We start from the raw sequence: 18885 nt of genomic DNA, 5'->3' as shown, positions 1-18885 counted from the left end.
GGAACTTGCGCAGCGCCAAAATCCTCCCGCACATCCAAACGCTGCCGCACTGTCTGAAACCGAAGACAGCAACCCGCCGTGAGCCTCATCACGGTCCCTCCGAAAATGGTCTGCTGGTTAGCGGCTCCCCTCCCAATGACGAGAAGGTAATTGCATGCAACCAGCTCCAACCCCAACCCGGATCGACAGTCCGGTGGACCAGCAGAAGCCGGCGGACACCGCCGGACGCGTCCTCAACCGCGGCCTGAACGTGCGGCACATCCGCTTCATGGCCCTGGGCTCCGCCATCGGCACCGGCCTCTTCTACGGCTCCGCATCCGCCATCCAGAAGGCGGGCCCCGCCGTCCTGCTGGCCTACATCATCGGCGGCGCCGCGGTGTTCATGGTGATGCGCGCCCTGGGCGAGATGGCGGTAAGGCACCCGGTGTCCGGTTCCTTCAGCCAATACGCGGGCCGATACCTCGGACCCCTCGCCGGCTTCGTGACCGGATGGACGTACGTCTTCGAGATGGCCATCGTTGCCATCGCCGACGTCACCGCCTTCAGTATCTACATGGGCTTCTGGTTCCCGCAGGTAGACCGCTGGATCTGGGTCCTCGCCGTCATCTGTTTCCTGGCGGCATTGAACCTCCTCAGCGTCAAGGTCTTCGGCGAACTCGAATTCTGGTTCTCGCTGATCAAGGTCGCGGCCATTATCGCCATGATTGCAGGGGGCGCCGCGATCATCATGTTCGGTTTCCAGGCCGGCGGCTCCACCGTGGCGCCGGGCCTGGGCAACCTGGTTGACCACGGCGGCCTGTTCCCGAACGGCTTCGAAGGCCTGCTGGCGTCCTTCGCCGTAGTGATGTTCGCCTTCGGCGGGGTCGAAACCCTGGGCATCACGGCAGGTGAAGCGGCAGACCCCAAGAAGGTCATTCCCAAGGCCGTCAACACCGTCCCGGTCCGCGTTTTGCTCTTCTACGTCCTGACGCTGGGCGTCCTCATGAGCCTTTTCCCGTGGGACCAGGTGGGCAGCAACGGCAGCCCGTTCGTCCAGATCTTCAGCGGCCTGGGCATTCCCGCGGCGCCGCACATCCTCAACGCCGTGGTGATCACCGCCGCACTCTCTGCCATCAACAGCGACATTTTCGGCGCCGGCCGCATCCTCTTCGGACTGTCCAATCAAGGGCACGCACCGTTAGTTTTCGGCAAGGTCTCCCGCCACGGCGTCCCCTGGATGACGGTGGTCATGATGGCCGGGATCCTGCTGGTGGGCGTGGTCCTCAACGCGGTCATTCCGGAGGACGTGTTCCTGGTCATCGCCTCGATCGCCACCTTTGCCACCGTGTGGGTCTGGGTGATGATCCTGGCGTCCCACGTCGCCATGAAGCGGGAAATCGCGCGGAACGGCCTGCCGGCGTCGGAATTTCCCTCACCATGGTGGCCCGCCGCTTCAGTCCTCACCATCGCTTTCATGGCGCTGGTGATCGCCATCCTGGGCGCCTTCGAGGACACCCGGGTGGCCCTCTACGTGGGCGCAGCCTGGCTCGGGCTGCTTGTCCTGGCGTATCGGCTGTGGGTCAAGGGGGACGGACGACGCCGGGCCCACCTCGAGGACGAAACGTCGCCGCTGCCGGTGGTCGGGGCCGCCCGCAACAACCAATAGACCGTCCACAGCAAAGGAAGGTGCCCGGCCCCACAGGGACCGGGCACCTTCCTTTTCCGCTGCCTTACGCCGTAGCCGCGGCGGACCGTACTGCTTGCGCGAGCGACGTCGTCGGACGCCCAATAAGCTTCCCAAGATCTCCGGTGCTGACCAGGAGATCACCGCGGGCGATGCCGAGGTCCGAGTCCGCAAGGATTTCGGCGAACGCCTCCGGCACGCCAACGGAGGTCAGCAGGCCGGCGTAATCCTTGGCGGGGAGGTCGTTGTAGGTGATGGCTTTGCCCGTGGCGGCGCTGATCTCCGCAGCGAGGTCGGCCATGCTGAAGGCTTCGTCGCCGCCCAGCTCGTAGACCTTGCCGGCCTGGCCCTCGGCCACCAGGACCGCTGCGGCGGCGTGGGCGTAGTCCACCCGCGCAGCACCGCTGACCTTGCCGTCCCCGGCGCTGCCCGCGACCGCACCCTGGGCGAGGGTTCCAGGCAACTGCTCCGTGTAGTTTTCCAGGTACCAGCCATTGCGGAGCAGCACGAAGGGAACCCCGGACTCGCGCAGAAGGGCCTCGGTGGCCTTGTGCTCACCAGCCAGCAGCATGCCGGTGGTGTCCGCGTTGGCGATGCTGGTGTACGCCAGCAGTTCCACGCCTTCGGCCCGGGCTGCCTCGATGACGGTACGGTGCTGTTCGACGCGCTGGCCCACTTCGCTGCCGGAGATCAGCAGCACCCGCGTTGCCCCCTTGAGTACGGCGGCGACGGACGCGGCGTCGGCGTAGTCCATGGCCTGGACGTTGACACCGCGCGCAGCGTAGCCGGCCAACTTTTCAACGGAACGGCCGGCCGCCACAATCCCGCCGGCGGGCACGCCGCGCTCCAGGAGGGCTTCGATGACGTGCTGGCCGAGTTGTCCGGTGGCGCCTGTAACAACAATGCTCACGATGGATCCTTTCGAGGAATTTTGATCTGTCGAGGAGCACAACCACGGCCCGACTGGAATACTTCCCCAAAGAGAGTACGCACTTTGAAGTAAGGTACTGACCTTTAGGTAAGCTTTGGGTCATGAAAGCTGTTCCGCACGCCGTTCCCCTGCCCCTCGCCTTTGCCGACGGCGTGTTCCCGGCCGGGTGCCCCAGCAGGACCCTGCTGGACCACATCACCAGCAAGTGGGGCGTCCTGATCCTGATCGCCCTGTCCGAAGGTGAGCAGCGCTGGAGTGATTTGCGGCGGCGGGCCGAGGGCATCAGCGAGAAGATGCTGGCACAGACCTTGAAGACGCTTGAGCGGGACGGCCTTGTCAGCAGGAACGCCCAGCCGGTCATTCCGCCCCGGGTGGACTACAGCCTCACCGAGCGGGGCTATGAGTTGAGCGGGCTCCTGGTGCCGCTTGTGGCGTGGGCGTTCGAGAACGCCGAGGACATCATCAACGGAAGCCCGGCGGCCCGTAAGTAGCCCCAACCGCGCGAAACAAGTACTTGTTACTGGTGTTGCTGATGTGAATAGCGCCTAGCGTTGGCGTACGGTGGCGGCCGGAACGGGAGGACCATCCTCTGCTGGGAGCGTTTCGCCGACGAACACCGTTAGCAGACGGCCGGTTGCCGCCTGAAGGAGGGGGTCACATGGCCAAGGGCTACGTACAGGACCTTTCCGGCATGGGCCGGCCCGTCAGCCTGGGCGATGCCCTCACGAAAGTATGGCACCGGACCGTGGGGGCGGTCAGCCCGCGGTGCCCGTACCGGGTGGGCGACACCGTAATTGGCGACGACCCCTTCAACGGCAGGCGCGAAGGGGTCGTCGTATGGCAGGACCGCCGGTCGGTGGGACTGAAAACCACCTATGGGGTGTACTTCTATGACCACAGGGTGGTCAAACCGTTGGACTAGCGGGGAGTGCTACCGCGCGGACCAGCCACCGTCCATGGTGTAGCTGGCACCGGTAACCATGCCGGCACTCTCTGATGCCAGCCACGCCACCAGGGACGCCACTTCTTCCGGCTCCACCAGGCGCTTGATGGCCGATTCGGTGAGCATCACCTTGGCCAGGACCTCAGACTCGTCGATGCCGTGCACCTGGGCCTGGTCCGCGATCTGCTTCTCCACCAGCGGCGTGCGCACGTAGCCCGGGTTCACGCAGTTGGAGGTGACACCGTGCTCCCCGCCTTCCAGCGCCGTCACCTTGCTCAGCCCTTCCAGGCCGTGCTTGGCGGATACATATGCGCTCTTGAACGGGGAGGCCCGGATGCCGTGTACCGAGGACACGTTGATGATGCGGCCAAAGTTGTTGGCGTACATGTGCGGCAGTGCGGCACGGACCAGCAGGAACGGGGCCTCCAGCATCAGGGTGATGATCCTGCGGAAGTCCGCCGGATCAAAGTCCTCAATGGGATTGATGCGCTGGATTCCCGCGTTGTTCACCAGGATGTCCACATCGAGGTTGAGGGTGGCCAGGGCATCCACGTCCAGGAGGTCCACGGCCCACGCGGTGCCGCCCACCTCGTCGGCGAGCTTGGCAGCGGCGGCGGAGTCGACGTCGGCCACCACCACTTTCGCCCCTTGGGCCGCGAGGGCACGCACGCATGCGGCACCGATTCCGCTGGCACCGCCGGTGACCAGCGCCTTGCGTCCATTCAACGTGTTATCCATTGCAGTTCTCCTTCATCCGCCCAAACGGTCCAACGGCTCCAGCAGCTCCAGCAGCTTAGCGGCGGCCGGCCGGAAGCAGTCCCTCGCGGGCGGCGTCTTCCTTGTCCACGTCCTCCAGGGCGATGCCCTTGGTCTCCTTCAGGCTCAGCACGGCCACCGTGGTGATGGCGCAGGCGATGACCAGGTAGATGGCCGTGGGCAGCCATGAGCCGGTGTCCTTCAGCCACTGGGTGGCCAGGAGCGGCGCCAGTGAGCCTGCAAAGATCGACGTAACCTGCGAGCCGAGGGACGCGCCGGAGTACCGCATGCGGGTGGGGAACATTTCGGCCATGATGGCCGGCTGTCCGGCGTACATCAGGCCGTGCAGGCACAGGCCGATAGTGACGGCGAGGACAATGACCACGGCGTTCCGGGTATCGAACATGGGGAAGGCGAAGAACGGCCAGGTGGCACCGAGGATGGCGCCGGCCAGGTAGACGGGCTTGCGGCCGATCCGGTCCGCCAGGCGGCCGTACTGCGGGATGATCGCGAAGTGGATGACGTGCGCGATCAGCAGTGCCAGCAGCAGCGACGAGGTGTCGTACTTGTGCACGCTCTTGAGGTAGACGATCGCGAAGCTGACAACCAGGTAGTACATGATGTTTTCCGCGAACCGCAGGCCCATGGCCTGGAAGATGCCCTTGGGGTACTTGCGGACAACTTCGAACACGCCATAGCTGACGGCCTGTTCCTTCTCCACCAGTTCCTTGGCTTCGAGGAAGATGGGTGACTCGCTGACGTTGGTGCGGATGTAGTAGCCCACAAAGACGATCACTGCGGAGAGCCAGAAGGCCACACGCCAGCCCCAGCCGAGGAACGCCTCGCTGCTAAGGGTGGTGGACATGATGTAGAGCACCAGGGTGGCCAGCAGGTTGCCCACCGGGACCGCGGCCTGGGGCCAGCTGGACCAGAAGGCGCGGGTCTTGTTCGGGCTGTGTTCGGCCACGAGGAGGACGGCTCCGCCCCATTCGCCGCCGAGCGCGAAGCCCTGGATGAACCGGAGCGCCACCAGCAGGGCCGGGGCCAGATATCCGATGTCGGCGAAGCCGGGGAGGCAGCCCATCAGGAAGGTGGACACGCCGATGATGACGATCGTCAGCTGCAGAGTGGGCTTGCGGCCGAGCTTGTCGCCGATCTGGCCGAAGACGATGCCGCCCAGCGGCCGGGCAATGAAGCCCACCGCGTAGGTCAGGAAGGCTTGGATGATTCCGTCCAGGTCATTGCCGGTAGACGGGAAGAAGTACTTGCCAAAGACCAGGGTGGCGGCAGTGGCGTACAAGAAGAACTCGTACCACTCCACCACCGTCCCCACCATGGAGGCGGCAACGATTTTCTTCAGTCCTGATCCTTTGGGTGCGTACCTGGCTTCGTTTGCCTGGCTGCGCTCAACGCTCATGGTTCTCCTCAGTGTCCACATTGACACGTGCTGTGATCTCCAGCACAAGTGACTCTGATGAGTATTGCTGCACAAACTTTGCGGTTCAATGCCCAAAGAGGCACCCTGCATGTGCACAATTGCAGATATGAACGCCAATCCCGACGACCTGCTGATCCTCCTGGCGGTGTCCCGCTCAGCAAAATTTACGACGGCGGCCCAGGCCCTGGGCCTGAACCACACCACCGTGTCGCGCAGGATTGCCGCGCTGGAGAAGTCGCTCGGCGGCAGGGTCCTGTCCCGCGCCGCCGGCGGCTGGGAACTCACGGAACTGGGCGAACGGGCGGTGCACGTGGCGGAACAGGTCGAAGCGGTGCTGGGCACGCTGGGACCGGCCGGCCAGGCACCCGACCCCATTACCGGCGTCGTCCGCATGACGGCTACCGACGGCTTTAGTGCCTACATCGCGGCCCCGGCCGTGGCGCGGCTGCGCCGGGACCATCCGGGCCTGAGCGTGGAGGTGGTGACCATGACCCGCCTGGCACTGCAGCAGCGCTCCGGGCTGGACATCGAGGTGGTGGTGGGCGAGCCGCAGGTGCACCGCGCAGAGGCCATCCGGCTGGGCGAATACCGGCTGGGAATGTACGCCTCCCGCACTTACCTCGCCGAACACGGCACCCCGGCCACCGTGGCCGAACTTAATGAGCATCCCCTGGTCTATTTCGTGGATTCGATGCTCCAGGTGGACGATCTCGATGCGCCGCGCCGGCTGGTGCCGGCCATGCGCGAAGGCTTGACCTCCACGAACGTGTTCGTCCATGTGGAGGCCACCCGGGCCGGTGCCGGCGTCGGATTCCTGCCGTGCTTCATGGGCGATCTCCATGACGACCTGGTCCGGCTATTGCCCGATCAAATCGGTGAGCTGCTGCCTTACTGGATGGTCCTGCGCCCGGACTCGCTCCGCCGGCCGGCTGTGGCCGCCGTCGTGCAGGCCCTCCGCGAGCGGATGGCCGAGCACCGCGGCGCCCTCCTGGGCCGCTGAAGACGATAACTACGTGGGCCCACGCCCGCCGGGTTCCCTGGCCGAGCTTGCGAGGTTAGGGTGCGGGTATGGGCCCACGCCCGCCGGGTTCCCTGGCCGAGCTTGCGAGGTTAGGGTGCGGGTGGGGAGGGTCGTGGCGGACCGGTGCCCCGGCGGCGAAGGCCCGGACCTGGGCGTCATCCCAGAGATGGGCGGGGACGGCACCGCCCAGGAGCCGGCGCCGCAGCTGGGGATCGTCGCCGAACGGCACGTCGCTGCCCGCCATGACCATGTTGCCGTAGCGCCGGCCCTTCAGCATTGCGGGGTCCGCAATGATCACCGTGTGCTTGAAGGCGGCGGCGATGGTGGCGGCATCCTCCCGCGCGTTCTTGAGGTCGGGCGCATCCCCCGAGTTGGCCACATACAGGCCGCCCGGAGCCAGGACCCGCTTGGCGTGGGCGGTGAATTCGGCGGTGGTAAGCGGCCGCGGGGTGAAGGCCCCGGCGAAGACATCGCGGATGATGAAGTCCCGGGTGTGCTCCGTGAGGGTTTCGGTCACGGCCCGGGCCTCCCCCACGCGAATGCGGAGCAGGGGTGCCTTGGGAAGGTCGAACCAGCCGCGCACGTATTCGGCGAGCTTGCCGTCCAGTTCCACCACTACCTGCCGGGCGTCGGGGTAGGCGGCGGAGAAATAGCGCGCCATGGAGCACGCGCCTCCGCCCAGGTGCAGGCCGCGGAGCTTGTGCGCGGTCCCGGCAGGAGCTGCGGCCGTGGAGGACGGCGGCCAGCGGGACTCAATGAGGGCAGCCATCCAGCGCATGTACTCAAAGTCCAGGAACAGGGGGTCGGCGAGGTCGATGTGCGAGCTCATGACACCGTTGATCTTCAGCAGCCACCCGGTGGAGTTGTCCTGGTCCGCGATCAGCTCGCAGTCCCCGGTGTCGATGTAGTAGACGCCTTCCACGGGACCGTCCGGCGCTGTGCCCTTGGGGACTTCCACCACGCCTGCTCCGGACCGGCCGCGGCCTGCCGCCTTTCCGCGTTTGGCCATTACCGGTGCCCGCCCTCAGTCATGGTTCAACCTTAGTTGCTTGGCACTGCCCCTTCGCCGTCCCGGATCCGGTTCACCACGGCGGTGGTGGACCGTTCGGCCACGTAGTCGAGGATGGCAACACGGCCGCCGTACTCCTCCACCGCTGGAGTTTCCGCCAGCATCCCGGGCGTGTAGTCACCTCCCTTGGCGTAGACTTCCGGCCGGAGGCGCCGGATCAGCGGGACGGCTGTTGGCGTATCGAACACCGTCACGTAGTCCACGCAGCTCAGCGCGGCCACCACGGCGGCTCTGTCCGCCACGCTGTTGATGGGCCTGCCCGCACCCTTGAGCCGGCGCACGGATTCGTCGCTGTTGAGCGCCACCACCAGGATGTCGCCCAGCTGCTTGGCCTGGTTGAGGTAGCGGGTGTGGCCGCTGTGCAGCACGTCGAAACAGCCGTTCGTCAGCACGATCCGCTGGCCCTGGGCCCGGTGCAGCTCCAGCTGCCGCTCCAACTCGTCCTCACCCAGCGCCGCATCCGCGAACGCCTTGAGGTACCGGCTGAGCTGGGCGGTGCTGCACACCGACGTCCCGGGCTGGTGGACCACGACGTCGGCAGCGGACTGGGCGAGGTCCAGGCTGGCCGTCAGCGGCAGCCCGGCCGCGCGGGCCAGCGTCAGGGCTGCGACGAACGTATCGCCCGCCCCGGATGCCTGCTTCTCCGCCGCCGGCCGGGCCCAGGTGCGGTGACTGACGCCGTCGCCGGTCAACAGGACGGTGCCGTCCCGGTCCAAGGTCACTACTACCCCGCCGGCACCTGTCCTTTCCAGGAGCAAGGCCGACTGCGCCGCCACGGCGTCCACCCGGCCCTGGCCCTCCGGCAGCTTCCGGTCCAGCAGGCGCGCCGCCTCCTGTGCATTCGGCGTCACCAGGTCAGGCTGGAGGGCGGCCCAGGGCCGGGGATCGTGGGCGTCCACCACCACCAGCGGGCGGTCGGCGCGCCCCGCGCGCCTTCCCAGCGCTTCTGCCAGCGCCGGGCGGACGTGGCCCGCCACAACGCCGGTGCCGTAGTCGCACACCAGCACGGCATCCTGGCGTTCGACGGCGGCACGCACCGAGGCGGCGAGCGCGGCGATGGCGTCGTCCGGGACAGTCCGGGCCGAGTCGTCGAGGCGCAGCATCACCTGGCCGCCGCTGCTGATCCTGATCTTGGTGGTGGTGACCATGTCCGGATGGACGTGGAGGTGCCGGACGTCGATGCCGGCCGCGGCGAGTTGGCTGCGCAGGCGCTCTCCGGCGTCGTCGGCCCCGACAATTCCAGCCACGGATACCCTGGCGCCCAGTGCGGCCAGGTTCATGGCAGTATTCGCTGCTCCGCCCGGAACCGATTCGCGGCTCCGGATGTCCACCACGGGCGCGGGGGCTTCCCGGCAGAGCCGTTCAATGCTGCCGTTCCACCAGCCGTCCAGCATGACGTCGCCGATGACCAGGATGGGCGGCTGTTCGGCGGCAAGCCTGCCGGGGAGCCACTCGGACAGCGCCCGCTGGGTGGAGAGGTCGGACGGTTCCCGGAATCCGTTCATGGCCGGTCCCGTTCAGCAGCGGCGGCCGGTGGCGCGGCGATGTGCACCACCTTGACCTGCGTGAACTCGTCCAGCAGTTCCGGGCCGTAGCCGAATCCGTGCCCACTCCGGCCGCGCGGCTGGGCGGCACCTCCGGGAGCACCGCCGAATACGTCGTTGACTTTCACGGTTCCCACCGGCAGCGCCGCGACCGCCTGCTGGATGTGCGCAAGGTTGGCGCTCAGGACTGTGGCCGCGAGGCCGTACTTCCCGCTGCACGCAAGGCGCAGGCCGTCGTCGAACGATTCGACTACCTGCACCGGTGCCACGGGGCCGAACGTCTCCTCCGTCATCACCTCCATGTTGCCGGTGCAGTCGAGCAGGACGGTGGCGGGGTAGAAGGAACCCGGGCCGTCCGGAAGGCCTCCGCCCTCCACGGCCCGGGCGCCCTGGGCCACGGCGCCGGACACGTGTGCGTGGACGGCCTCACGCATCCGCTCGTCCACGAGCGGCGCCACGGTGCCGTTGCCGTTCCGGAGCGCGGCCTCGGCTTCGAGGGCAACGCAAAACTGGTCGGCGATGTCCTTGTGGACGTAGATCCGCTCCACGGCCGTGCAGATCTGGCCGCTGTTGCTGAAGGCGCCGATCGCAGCCTGTTCGGCCGCCCAGGCCGGGTCGACGTCCCGGTCCACCAGCAGGGGATCGTTCCCGCCGTTTTCCCGGATGACGTGCGCCCCGGCCAGTGCGCCGGCCCTGGCGATCCGGGCGCCGGAAGCGCTGGAGCCCACATGGGCGATCACGTCCACATCGGCCTGGGCGAGCAGCGCGCCCACCCCGGCGCCACCGGAGATGGTGAGGAAGACGCCTGGCGGGAAGGCCGGCGCGAGCACTTCCCCCAGCGCTTCCCCCAGGCGCGGGCAGCGTTCACTGGGTTTGTGCACGACGGCGTTTCCGGTCACCAGGGCGGCACCGATCAGGCCGCAGGCGACTGCCACGGGGTCGTTCCAGGGCGTGAGGAGGACTGCAACCCCGCGCGGTTCGGCCACGGTGTAATCGGTGGCCAGCCGGTTGCCCCGCAGGCTGTGGCCGCGGTGCACGGGGGCCAGTTCCGCGTACTGCTCCAAAGTGGAGACGGCGGCGGAAATGCCGGCCAGGGCCTCGTCCTCCGGGCGGCCGGTTTCGCTGGCGTTAAGCCCGGCGAGTTCCTGGGCGGCGGCATTGAGCGCCTTGGCGGCGGCGCGGAGCGCGGCACCCCGCTCAGCTGGAGCGGCAGCTGCCCATCCGCGGGCCGCGCTGCGGGCCACGGTGATGGCCTGGTCTACTTCCTCCGGCCCCGCTTCGGGCACCGTCCAGAGCACCTCACCGGTACGGGGATCCTGGATGGTGATGCCGGCGCCCCCGGTGGTTTCGCTGCCCGGGGTTGTTTCGGTGGCTGTGGTGGACATAGTGTTCCTCCCGCCTTTCAGTGTGGGTGGATCGGTACTAGTGGTCCCGCGTGCGGCTGACCGTCTCCGGTGCGGGCTTAGGGCCAGGAGCCTTCTTCCTCATGGCAGATCAGCATTTCGCGGACCTCGCAGCCGGGGGGCTGGTTCAGCGCGAACAGGATGGCCTGCGCCGTGTTCCCGGGGTCGTTGAGCCTGGAGTCATCCTGCGGCTTGTACTGTTCGGCACGGTCATCGAAGAACCGGGTCTTCATGCCGCCGGGGATCATGGTGGTGACACCGATTTCACCGCCGGTTTCGGCTGCCAGCGCGTGGCTGAATCCCACCACGCCGAACTTGGAGGCGCAGTATGCGGTGGCATCGGCCACGGCACGCTTGCCCAGGGTGGAGGCCACGGTAACCACGCGGCCGTGGGTTTCCTTGAGGTAGGGCAGGGCGGCGCGGACCACGGAAACCGTGCCCATCAGGTTGACGCCGATGACCTTTTCCCACTCGGTGGCGTCGACGTCGGCAAGCTTGCCGCAACGGTCAATTCCGGCAGCCGTGACCACGGCGTCGAGGCCGCCCAGGGTCTCGGCGGCTTCCCGGACGGCGTGCTCCACGGCGGCCCGGTCCGCGACATCCACTTCGAAGGCTTTCACCCCGGAGACGCTGCTGATGTCGCGGTCCAGGACAACCGGGGTGCCACCGGCCCGCAGGACGGCGTCGACGACGGCGGCCCCCAGGCCGGATGCCCCGCCAGTGACCAGGACGCGGCCGGGCGCAGCGGAAGTTGCTGTTGATTCTGCAGACATGGTGTTCCTTTCAATAGGGAAAACAGGTCAATAAGGAGAGCAGGGAGCCCGGGTCAGCCCACCTTGGCGAGTGCGTCCGCGAGACCGGTGGTGGAGCGGGCGGGATGGAACGGGACGGTGAGGCACCGGCCGCCCCACCTTTCCACGAGGTCGGCCTCGGGCAGGCGGGCTCCCTGGTAGTCGCCGCCTTTGACCCAGATGTCGGGGCGGAGCCGGTCCAGCGCTGCGTCAGGGGTGTCCTCGTCGAAGACCATCACCGCGTCCACGCATTCCATGGCCAGCAGCAGCTCCGCCCTGTCGTGCTGGTTGATGATGGGACGTTCCGGGCCTTTGAGGCGCCGCACCGAGTCATCGGAGTTGAGGCAGACGATCAGGCACTCCCCCAGTTCCCTGGCGGCCTTGAGGGACCGGACGTGACCGGCATGCAGGAGATCGAAACAGCCGCCGGTGGCCACCACTTTTCCGCCGCTTTCGCGCACCGAGCGGGCCAGGAGCAGCGGTTCGGTGGTACGGCGGCCGGCAAGCGGTCCGGTCCTTTCCCTGCCACGGCCACCCGCGGCGGTATCGGTCAGCGCCGCCACTCCCCCCGCCGCCAGGAAGTCCGCCGCATCGTGGACGGCCAAGGCGGCCGCATCCGGCAGGTCGCGGCCGGCCAGGAGGTGCACGGCCAGGCTGGCGGCGAGGCGGTCGCCGGCTCCGCAGGGATCTCCGGCTTCCACCCTGGGCGCGGGAATATTCCGGGGAGAATGATCGCCCTGCCGCAGCAAGAGGGCCCCCTCCTCCCCCTGGGTCACCAGGACGGCACGGCTGCCCCAGCGCTGCAGCAGGATTCCGGCAGCATCCGCGGCCGGGTCCCCTGGGCCGGGGCCGTCCATTGCCGCGCCCGCGGACCGCGCCGCCCTGGTGGCTTCGGCCATGTTGGGCGTCACCACCGCCACGCCGGGGACCGGGTCCGGACCTGCGGGGTGTGGATCCCAGACGATGGGGACGTGCCCGGCGAGGCTGGCCAGCAGCTTCCGCAGCCCGGGATTGGCCGCCAGCCCCCTGCCGTAATCGGCCACAATGATCACCCCGGCATTTTCCACGGCCCGGAGCATGGCGGGCATGACGTCCGGGACCGGTGTTTTTTCGCAGCCCTGGTCGAAGCGGACCACAGGATGGGAGCCGGCCCGGACCCTGGTCTTGACCGGCGACGGGTAGCCGCTGGTCCCCGCCACCAGCCGCACTCCGGCGAGCTGGGCACGGAGCTGGCGTCCGGCGTCGTCATCTCCCAGCATTGTCACCAGGGTGACCGGCCAGCCGTCCTGGGCCAGCATCCGTGCCACCAGACCGGCGCCGCCGGCCCGGTGCCGCACGCTGGAAACATCAACCACGGGCACCGGGGCGTCCGGGCTCAACCGGGTGGCTTCCCCGGCCAGGTCCACGTCCAACATCACGTCGCCCACCACCACAATCCTCATGGCCTGCCTCCTCCGGGCTTGCCGGGAACAGCGGCCGGTGTGCGCCGGTGCACCTCCAGGTCGAAGGCACGGCATACCGCATGCAGGGCAATCAGGTGTCCCTCCTGGGCATTGGCATTCGGGGCGTCGATCATGACGGCTTCGTCGCAGGCGAGCGCCAAGGGGTTGGGCCCGGGGCCGGTCATAGCCCAGGTGGCCATGTTGAGCCGGCCGGCCGCTTCGGCGGCCCGCAGCAGGTTGGGGCTCTTGCCGCTGGTGGACAAGAGCATCAGCACGTCGCCGGAACGGCCATGTGCGCGCACCTGCCGGGCAAATACGTCGTCGTAACCGTAGTCATTGGCGATAGCGGTCACGGCGGACGATTCGGCGTGCAGGGAGATCGCCGAGAACGGCACCCGCTCGCCATCGAACCGGCCTACCAGTTCGGCCGTCAGGTGCTGCGCCTCCGCGGCGGAACCGCCGTTGCCCGCGGCCAGGAGCCGGTGGCCCCGGAGCAGGCGCTGCGCAAGCTCCACGCCCCAGGCGGCAAGCCGCCCGGACTGCCCGCGGAGCGACTCCAGCGCCGGAACCACATTGTCCAGGTGGGTACGGACGACGTCGGCACTGGCCGGATCGGTGAAACTGGCGCCCGGGAGCACGGCGGGCAGGGTGGGCGTTGTCAGGGTGCGAAGGTCGGCTTCGCGCAGGGACCATTCTGCAGTCACAGTGCCGCTCCTTCCATCGGTACCGCCCCGGCCGGCGCGCCGGCGACGGCGAGTTGGTAGGCCTTTTCGGTTTCCGCTGCCACCCGCTCCCAGGAGTACCGGGTGCGGGCCCGCCGTTCCCCGGCCTGGCCGAGTTTTGTCCTGAGGGCGGGGTTTTCCAGCAGCAGTGACAGGGCCGATGCAATGGCCTCCGGGTCACGGGGCGGAACGTGCAGCCCGGTGGAGTGGTCCACCACGGTGTCCCGCAGGCCGCCCACGGCGGCGGCCACCACGGGAACGCCGCATGCCATGGCCTCGAGCGGCACAATGCCGAAGGGTTCGTACCAGGGCGCGCAGACCACGGCGTCGGCGCTGCGGAAGATCGCGGGCATCCCGCCCCGGGGCACCTGCCCCTGCAGGTTCACTTGCCCCGCCACACCCAGTTCGGCCGCCAGCTTCAGCAGGCGGCGGACTTCCGGGTCGGCGTGCAAGACCTGCGTTTCCGCGCCGCCGCCCACGATCAGGAGTTCGACGTCGTCGAATCCCGCCGCGTTCAAGTACGGCAGCGAACGGATCACCAGGTCCACGCCCTTGCGCGGCACCAGCCGCCCCACCGACAGGATGCGGTAGCGGCGCTTCCGGTCCGCCACCGGGCCGCCGGGTGAAAAGAATCCGAGGTCCACCCCGCAGGGGGCAATGGAGATCTTGCCCGTGGCGATGCCCATGGCCTTGAGCTCGAAGACCTCGTCGGAACAGGTGGCAATGATGCGGTCAGCCGACCTGCCTACCCCGGGTTCGAGCCAGGCGCGTTCCTCCGGGCTGGTGTCCTCCGCACCCTGGTGCCGGCGCTTGACGGGGCCCAGCGCGTGGAACGTCTGCAGCATCGGCACCCGGCAGCCGGCGTCGGGGCGCCTGGCCGCGTCCAGGGCTGCGAGACCTGACATCCAAAAGTGGCCGTGCACCACATCCGGCGGCCGCTGGCCCCAGTCCCTTGCCACGCCATCGGCCAGTTGGCCCATGAATGGCAGCAGTTCGTCCTTGGGAACGTGGCAGGCGGGTCCGGCGTCCACATGGACCACCTCGAAACGGCGCCCCACCCGGACCCGTTCGGGAAGCTCCGTTGAATCCCTTCGGGTGTAGACCGTTACGTGATGGCCCCGCTTGGCCAGGGCTTCGGACAGTGCGGCAACGTGGACGTTCTGCCCACCGGCATCCACCCCGCCCAGTGCCGCCAGCGGGCTGGCATGTTCGGAAATCATGGCGATCTTCATGGGGTTTTCCTCTCCCGGGCCGGAACGAGGATCGGCTCGTCCGTCCGTTCGTTGACGGAGTGCCGGGGCCGGCTGCGCAGGTCCGCCAGGAGCTCATCCCAGCGGTCCTGGAACCTGCCCAGGCCGTAACGTTCCCGCGCGGCCTCGCGGGCGGCAACTCCCCGCCGTCGGGCCTCATCCGGGTTCGCGACCAGCCGCGCCGCGCTGCTGAGCAGCTCGTCGACGTCGGCGGAAACGGCGCCGGCTTCCGGCGGCACCGCCCGCGGCGCTTCAGTAGCGGCAAGCACCACCACCGGCATACCCAGGTGCATGGCTTCCAGGAGCGACAAGCCCAGGGAAGTCCACCGCATCGGGTGGATGTAGACCCGGCAACGGGCCGGCCAGTTCCCGGTGCAGGTCCCGGGTCTTCAGATCGCCCCGGGCTGCCAACCGGGACGGGTCGATTCCGGTGGCGGCTGCCAGCCCGTCGGTCTTCATGCCGAACACCTCCAGGGGTGCCACGGCGGCGAAGGCAGGCAGGAGGTCCGTTCCCGTGACGCGACCCCGGCGGACCGGCTCATTGACCACCACTCCCAGTTCGGGAAGTTCACCGGTGTAGAGCCGGCCCGGGTCCGGGATGCCGTGCTCGATCACGGTGGTGGGTGCGGAGCCGTTGTCCCACGCCAGCCGGTTGAAGTGGGTCACGTGAACAACCGGGATGCGGCTTTGATCCGCGAGCGGGTGGCTGACGTACGGGAAGTTGCCTTTGGGCGTGTTGTGCTCCACGAAGACGGCAGGAAGGTCGACGCCGGGCGCCCGGCCAAGGGTACGGACCACTTCGTCGATTTCTTCCGGCCGTTGGAGGACGACGGCGTCCACGGCGTCGGCGTCGAGCGTCGCCAGGTCCACCTCCCGCACTGATTCCGGCCAGTCCCTGCCGGCGCGGCCCAGCCCCCAGGCCCCGCCTCCGGGCAGGACGGGAAGCAGGTACTGATGGCGGCCGCGGACAAAGGCGTCAGTCCAGGAACCGTGGACGTGCCAGAGCAGGATTCTCATCGGTTGCGGGCCTTTCTACGGGTGCTGACATGGGTGCTGAAGGAGCTCACTCCGCTGATGAGGCGTTCAACGGCGGCAACTACCTCTTCGGGTGATACCGAGTCGAGGCACGGGTGCCCCGGGACCGGGCAGACCCGGGCACGGGTCATCCGGCACGGGGCGTTCTGGTCACCGAGGAGCTCAAGTGGAACGCCGTAGGGGGCCCAGCGGACGGCCGGGACAACGGGGGAAAAGAGGCATGCCACCGGTGTGCCCACGGCGGCGGCGAGGTGGCCGGGGCCGGTATTGCCCGTGACCACCGCCTCGGCGCCCGCCATCACGCCTGCCAGGATGGGAAGGTCGGTGCGTCCGCCCAGGTCCAGCGCCGAGGGGCCGGCCACGGTGGCGGTCAATGATTTCTCTCCGGGCCCACCCGTCACCACCACCCGGTACCCGGCTCCCTCGAGGAGTTCGACGGCGGCCGCGTGGTGCAACGGAGGCCACGCTCGTGCGGGAACAGCCGCCCCGGGATGGACCACCACGTAGGGCCCGTCGCCCACCAGGTCGGTGACGTCGGGGACGTGGTTGAGTTGCAGTTTTCCATCGTCACCGGCCGGCAGCCGAAAGCCCGCGGCCTCGGCGATCCCCAGCGCCCGCTCGGCTTCGGGCTGGTCTTCGGGAAAGTCTTCGCCCGGTTTGAGCCGGACATCCAGCAGGGATCCGGCGTAATCGGTGGATGCACCGGTGATCCGTTCCACGCCTGCCAGGCGGAGCAGCAGTGCCAGCGGAAGGGACGACTGGTGGAAGGACGTGAGGATGACGGCTTCGGTGATCCTGGAGTTCCGGACGTACTCGATGAGCCTGTCGGCGTGGGGGCCAGTCATTTTCGGCGCCGGGTTCATGATCCACGGGCTGTCCCAGGTGTACACCTCTGCTGCGCCCGGCAGCATTCCGGCTGCCGCCTCCCCTTGCCGCCCGCACAGCATGACCACGTGGTTCGGGCCGCCGTCGCGGTCACGGCCGCCGGCAACCGCCCGGACGGCGGGACCGGCCAGCAGGACATCGCCCATACTGTCGAGCCGGGCCACCAGGACGTGTCCCATCAGTACATCCCCTGCAGCATGCCGACGGCGGCCGCCAAGTCGGAGGCGACCAGTCGCGCCGCGGCCACTTCCTCGGCCCGGGTCACGGGCGTGGGAACCAGTACGCCGGTGGCTCCGGCCGCCTCGGCGGCACCAACGTCGGCGCCGATGTCACCGATGAGGGCAGCCTCGGATTCGTCGATGCCCAGTTTTCGGCACGCGCTGTGGATCATCCCTGGCGCGGGCTTGCGGCAAGTGCAGCCGTCCTGCTCGGCGTGGGGGCACACTTCCCAGACATCGAAGGGGCCCAGCAGTTCTTCCACCCGGGCATTGACCCTTGCAACGTCATCGGCGGTGACGAGGCCGCGGGCGATGCCCGACTGGTTGGTGATGACGCCTGTAGCAATGCCGTCCGCGCGGAGGCCGTCCAGCACTGCCTTGGCGCCCGGGACGGGCCGCACCCTGCCGGGGTCCCCGTTGTAGGGCACATCGACCACCAGCGTCCCGTCCCGGTCGAACAGGACAACACGGGGCCTGAAGGTTGCAGAGCTTTCCATGACCAATCAGTTCCCTCCCACGGGCGGCCCTAAACACGCGCACAAGTATGGTGGCGGCTGTTTCTTGGGGTGCGTCGAAACCGTCGAGGCGCGAACAACGCCACCGCGGCAATACCTCCCGGAGCCGCCTGGCGTTTACCTTGCAGCGCGCCGCGGACCCGGGTAGTGGCGCCCGGCGCCTTTCGGGGACAGTTCCGGACGCTACCTTGACCTTGCGCCTGCGGCGCAGCCGGAACCCTTGCTGGACGCACTTGGATGGAGCGTGTGCCGGGTCCGGGGAAACGGCTGGACTCGACCGGCCGTACGGTCGGCCCGTGGGTCTCGCACCGCCGTCGAGGTTCCGGCATCTTCCGGCAGGTCGGCACCGGTGCTTGCCTCCAGCCGCCGCTGCAATTCCACCAGGACCTTCGCCAGGCGCCGCGATACCTGCATCTGGGACATCCCCAGCCGCTTGCCCAGCTGGACTTGTGTTTCCTCACAGAAGTAGCGGCGGTACAGAAGCTCACGGTCGGAGTCGTCCAGGTCCTGCATTGCTTCACGCAGGCAGGCAAGCTCTTCAAGTCGCTCCAGCGGCGTGTCGGGGCAGGCAAGGATGTCGCCGATCGACGGGGCGTCCGAGTTTGGGTTCACGGCGTCGAGCGAGTCCGGATGCATGCTGCTGGATGCCGAGATGGCTTCCTGCACCTCGGCCGGGTCCGTTCCGAGTTCCCCGGCCAACTCGGCCACGCTTGGGTTCCTGCCCAGCGACTGGGTCAACTCCGGCTCCGCCCGGTACAGCCGGGTCCTGAGGTCCTGGATATGCCGTGGCGGACGCACTACCCACGTCCGGTCCCGAAGGTACCGCTTGAGCTCCCCGGTGATGGTGGGGGCCGCATAGGCCGGGAAACTCTCACCCTTTGCCTGGTCGAATCCGCGCGCGGCTTTGACCAGGCCAAGATAGGCCACCTGGTTGAGGTCCGCCCGCTCCCGGCCGCGGGCCTCGAAACGGCCGGCCAGGGCCTCGGCGAGGTCCAGGTACCTCAGGACCAGGTCATTGGCGAACGTCTCGCGCAACCGTCCCGAGGGGGCGGGAGACTGTTGTTGTTGCGCCGTTTCCGGTGCTGGAAAGTTCTCAAGTGCGGCATCCACGGCAAGCGCGGCGAAGGATTCGGGCATGATTCTGGTTTCCCTGGTTCTGGTTCCGAAAGCCTGCGGCAAGACTTAGAAGTAGGAAATCATAAGGCTGCTTATAAAACAATCCTTCTCCGTTGTAGGCTCTCCGATGACCGGACATCGCA

At 68.1% G+C, this 18885-nt stretch carries 17 protein-coding genes and 1 pseudogene; 4 read left to right on the top strand and 14 right to left on the bottom strand.

The features are described 5' to 3' along the window. The first annotated feature begins 154 nt into the window (after nt 1–154). Complete coding sequence (locus AB4Y79_RS16090; RefSeq protein WP_441863817.1) at nt 155–1645, top strand: amino acid permease; 1491 nt, start codon at nt 155–157, stop codon at nt 1643–1645. Between the two features lie 64 nt (nt 1646–1709). On the opposite strand, the gene AB4Y79_RS16085 is transcribed toward AB4Y79_RS16090, so the two are convergent. Next, entirely contained in the window at nt 1710–2573 is an 864-nt protein-coding gene (locus AB4Y79_RS16085; RefSeq protein WP_441863814.1) for an SDR family oxidoreductase, read from the bottom strand. Nucleotides 2574–2695: 122 nt separating this feature from the next. Here AB4Y79_RS16085 and AB4Y79_RS16080 point away from each other — a divergent pair, with 122 nt between their 5' ends. After that, on the top strand, nt 2696–3085 hold the full coding sequence (locus AB4Y79_RS16080; protein ID WP_441863812.1) for a winged helix-turn-helix transcriptional regulator: 390 nt from the start codon (nt 2696–2698) through the stop codon (nt 3083–3085). A gap of 167 nt (nt 3086–3252) precedes the next feature. Beyond that, entirely contained in the window at nt 3253–3516 is a 264-nt protein-coding gene (locus AB4Y79_RS16075) for a hypothetical protein (RefSeq protein ID WP_441863809.1), read from the top strand. A gap of 9 nt (nt 3517–3525) precedes the next feature. Here AB4Y79_RS16075 and AB4Y79_RS16070 read toward each other — a convergent pair whose 3' ends face one another. Together AB4Y79_RS16070 and AB4Y79_RS16065 are read right to left on the bottom strand one after the other, a co-directional pair. Continuing rightward, the gene (locus AB4Y79_RS16070) at nt 3526–4275 is read right to left on the bottom strand and encodes a 3-hydroxybutyrate dehydrogenase (RefSeq protein ID WP_441863807.1); all 750 of its coding nucleotides are present in this window, start codon (nt 4273–4275) and stop codon (nt 3526–3528) included. Nucleotides 4276–4330: 55 nt separating this feature from the next. Further along, nucleotides 4331–5710: an MFS transporter gene (locus AB4Y79_RS16065; RefSeq protein WP_441863805.1), complete on the bottom strand. Its 1380-nt coding sequence runs from the start codon at nt 5708–5710 to the stop codon at nt 4331–4333. Between the two features lie 127 nt (nt 5711–5837). Here AB4Y79_RS16065 and AB4Y79_RS16060 point away from each other — a divergent pair, with 127 nt between their 5' ends. After that, the gene (locus AB4Y79_RS16060) at nt 5838–6731 is read left to right on the top strand and encodes a LysR family transcriptional regulator (RefSeq protein WP_441863802.1); all 894 of its coding nucleotides are present in this window, start codon (nt 5838–5840) and stop codon (nt 6729–6731) included. 55 nt (nt 6732–6786) lie between these two features. Here the strand turns inward: AB4Y79_RS16060 and AB4Y79_RS16055 are convergent, their stop codons facing one another. The 11 genes and pseudogenes from AB4Y79_RS16055 to AB4Y79_RS16005 form a co-directional block, all read right to left on the bottom strand. Beyond that, nucleotides 6787–7761, bottom strand: a complete 975-nt coding sequence (locus AB4Y79_RS16055; RefSeq protein WP_441863799.1) for a spermidine synthase — start codon at nt 7759–7761, stop codon at nt 6787–6789. Between the two features lie 32 nt (nt 7762–7793). Next, nucleotides 7794–9326 carry a D-glycero-beta-D-manno-heptose 1-phosphate adenylyltransferase gene (gene rfaE2, locus AB4Y79_RS16050; RefSeq protein WP_441863797.1) on the bottom strand — a complete coding sequence of 511 codons (1533 nt, stop codon included), beginning with the start codon at nt 9324–9326 and terminating at the stop codon, nt 7794–7796. Further along, complete coding sequence (locus AB4Y79_RS16045) at nt 9323–10750, bottom strand: aldehyde dehydrogenase family protein (RefSeq protein ID WP_441863794.1); 1428 nt, start codon at nt 10748–10750, stop codon at nt 9323–9325. Before AB4Y79_RS16045 ends, rfaE2 begins: the two co-directional genes overlap by 4 nt. A gap of 77 nt (nt 10751–10827) precedes the next feature. Beyond that, complete coding sequence (locus tag AB4Y79_RS16040; RefSeq protein WP_441863791.1) at nt 10828–11541, bottom strand: SDR family oxidoreductase; 714 nt, start codon at nt 11539–11541, stop codon at nt 10828–10830. A gap of 53 nt (nt 11542–11594) precedes the next feature. Then, nucleotides 11595–13001: a PfkB family carbohydrate kinase gene (locus tag AB4Y79_RS16035; RefSeq protein ID WP_441863789.1), complete on the bottom strand. Its 1407-nt coding sequence runs from the start codon at nt 12999–13001 to the stop codon at nt 11595–11597. Continuing rightward, entirely contained in the window at nt 12998–13705 is a 708-nt protein-coding gene (locus AB4Y79_RS16030; RefSeq protein WP_441863787.1) for a D-sedoheptulose-7-phosphate isomerase, read from the bottom strand. The genes AB4Y79_RS16035 and AB4Y79_RS16030 overlap by 4 nt, the downstream gene beginning before the upstream one ends. Further along, a complete protein-coding gene (locus AB4Y79_RS16025) occupies nt 13702–14955 on the bottom strand; it encodes a glycosyltransferase (protein ID WP_441863784.1) in 1254 nt (417 codons plus the stop codon). Before AB4Y79_RS16025 ends, AB4Y79_RS16030 begins: the two co-directional genes overlap by 4 nt. Next, nucleotides 14952–15990, bottom strand: a pseudogene (locus tag AB4Y79_RS16020) (glycosyltransferase). The gene AB4Y79_RS16025 and the pseudogene AB4Y79_RS16020 overlap by 4 nt, the downstream one beginning before the upstream one ends. Continuing rightward, nucleotides 15987–17072 (bottom strand): glycosyltransferase family 9 protein, encoded by a 1086-nt coding sequence (locus AB4Y79_RS16015; RefSeq protein ID WP_441863781.1) that lies wholly within the window; start codon nt 17070–17072, stop codon nt 15987–15989. Before AB4Y79_RS16015 ends, AB4Y79_RS16020 begins: the two are co-directional and overlap by 4 nt. Beyond that, nucleotides 17072–17608, bottom strand: a complete 537-nt coding sequence (locus AB4Y79_RS16010) for a D-glycero-alpha-D-manno-heptose-1,7-bisphosphate 7-phosphatase (RefSeq protein ID WP_441863778.1) — start codon at nt 17606–17608, stop codon at nt 17072–17074. Before AB4Y79_RS16010 ends, AB4Y79_RS16015 begins: the two co-directional genes overlap by 1 nt. 201 nt (nt 17609–17809) lie before the next feature. After that, nucleotides 17810–18763: a sigma-70 family RNA polymerase sigma factor gene (locus tag AB4Y79_RS16005; protein WP_441863775.1), complete on the bottom strand. Its 954-nt coding sequence runs from the start codon at nt 18761–18763 to the stop codon at nt 17810–17812. Nucleotides 18764–18885 lie beyond the last annotated feature (122 nt).

Source organism: Pseudarthrobacter sp. YAF2, assembly GCF_052113345.1.
Lineage (GTDB): Bacteria > Actinomycetota > Actinomycetes > Actinomycetales > Micrococcaceae > Arthrobacter.
Note: the sequence above shows the minus strand (reverse complement) of the source record. Positions and strands in the feature narration are given on the sequence as shown.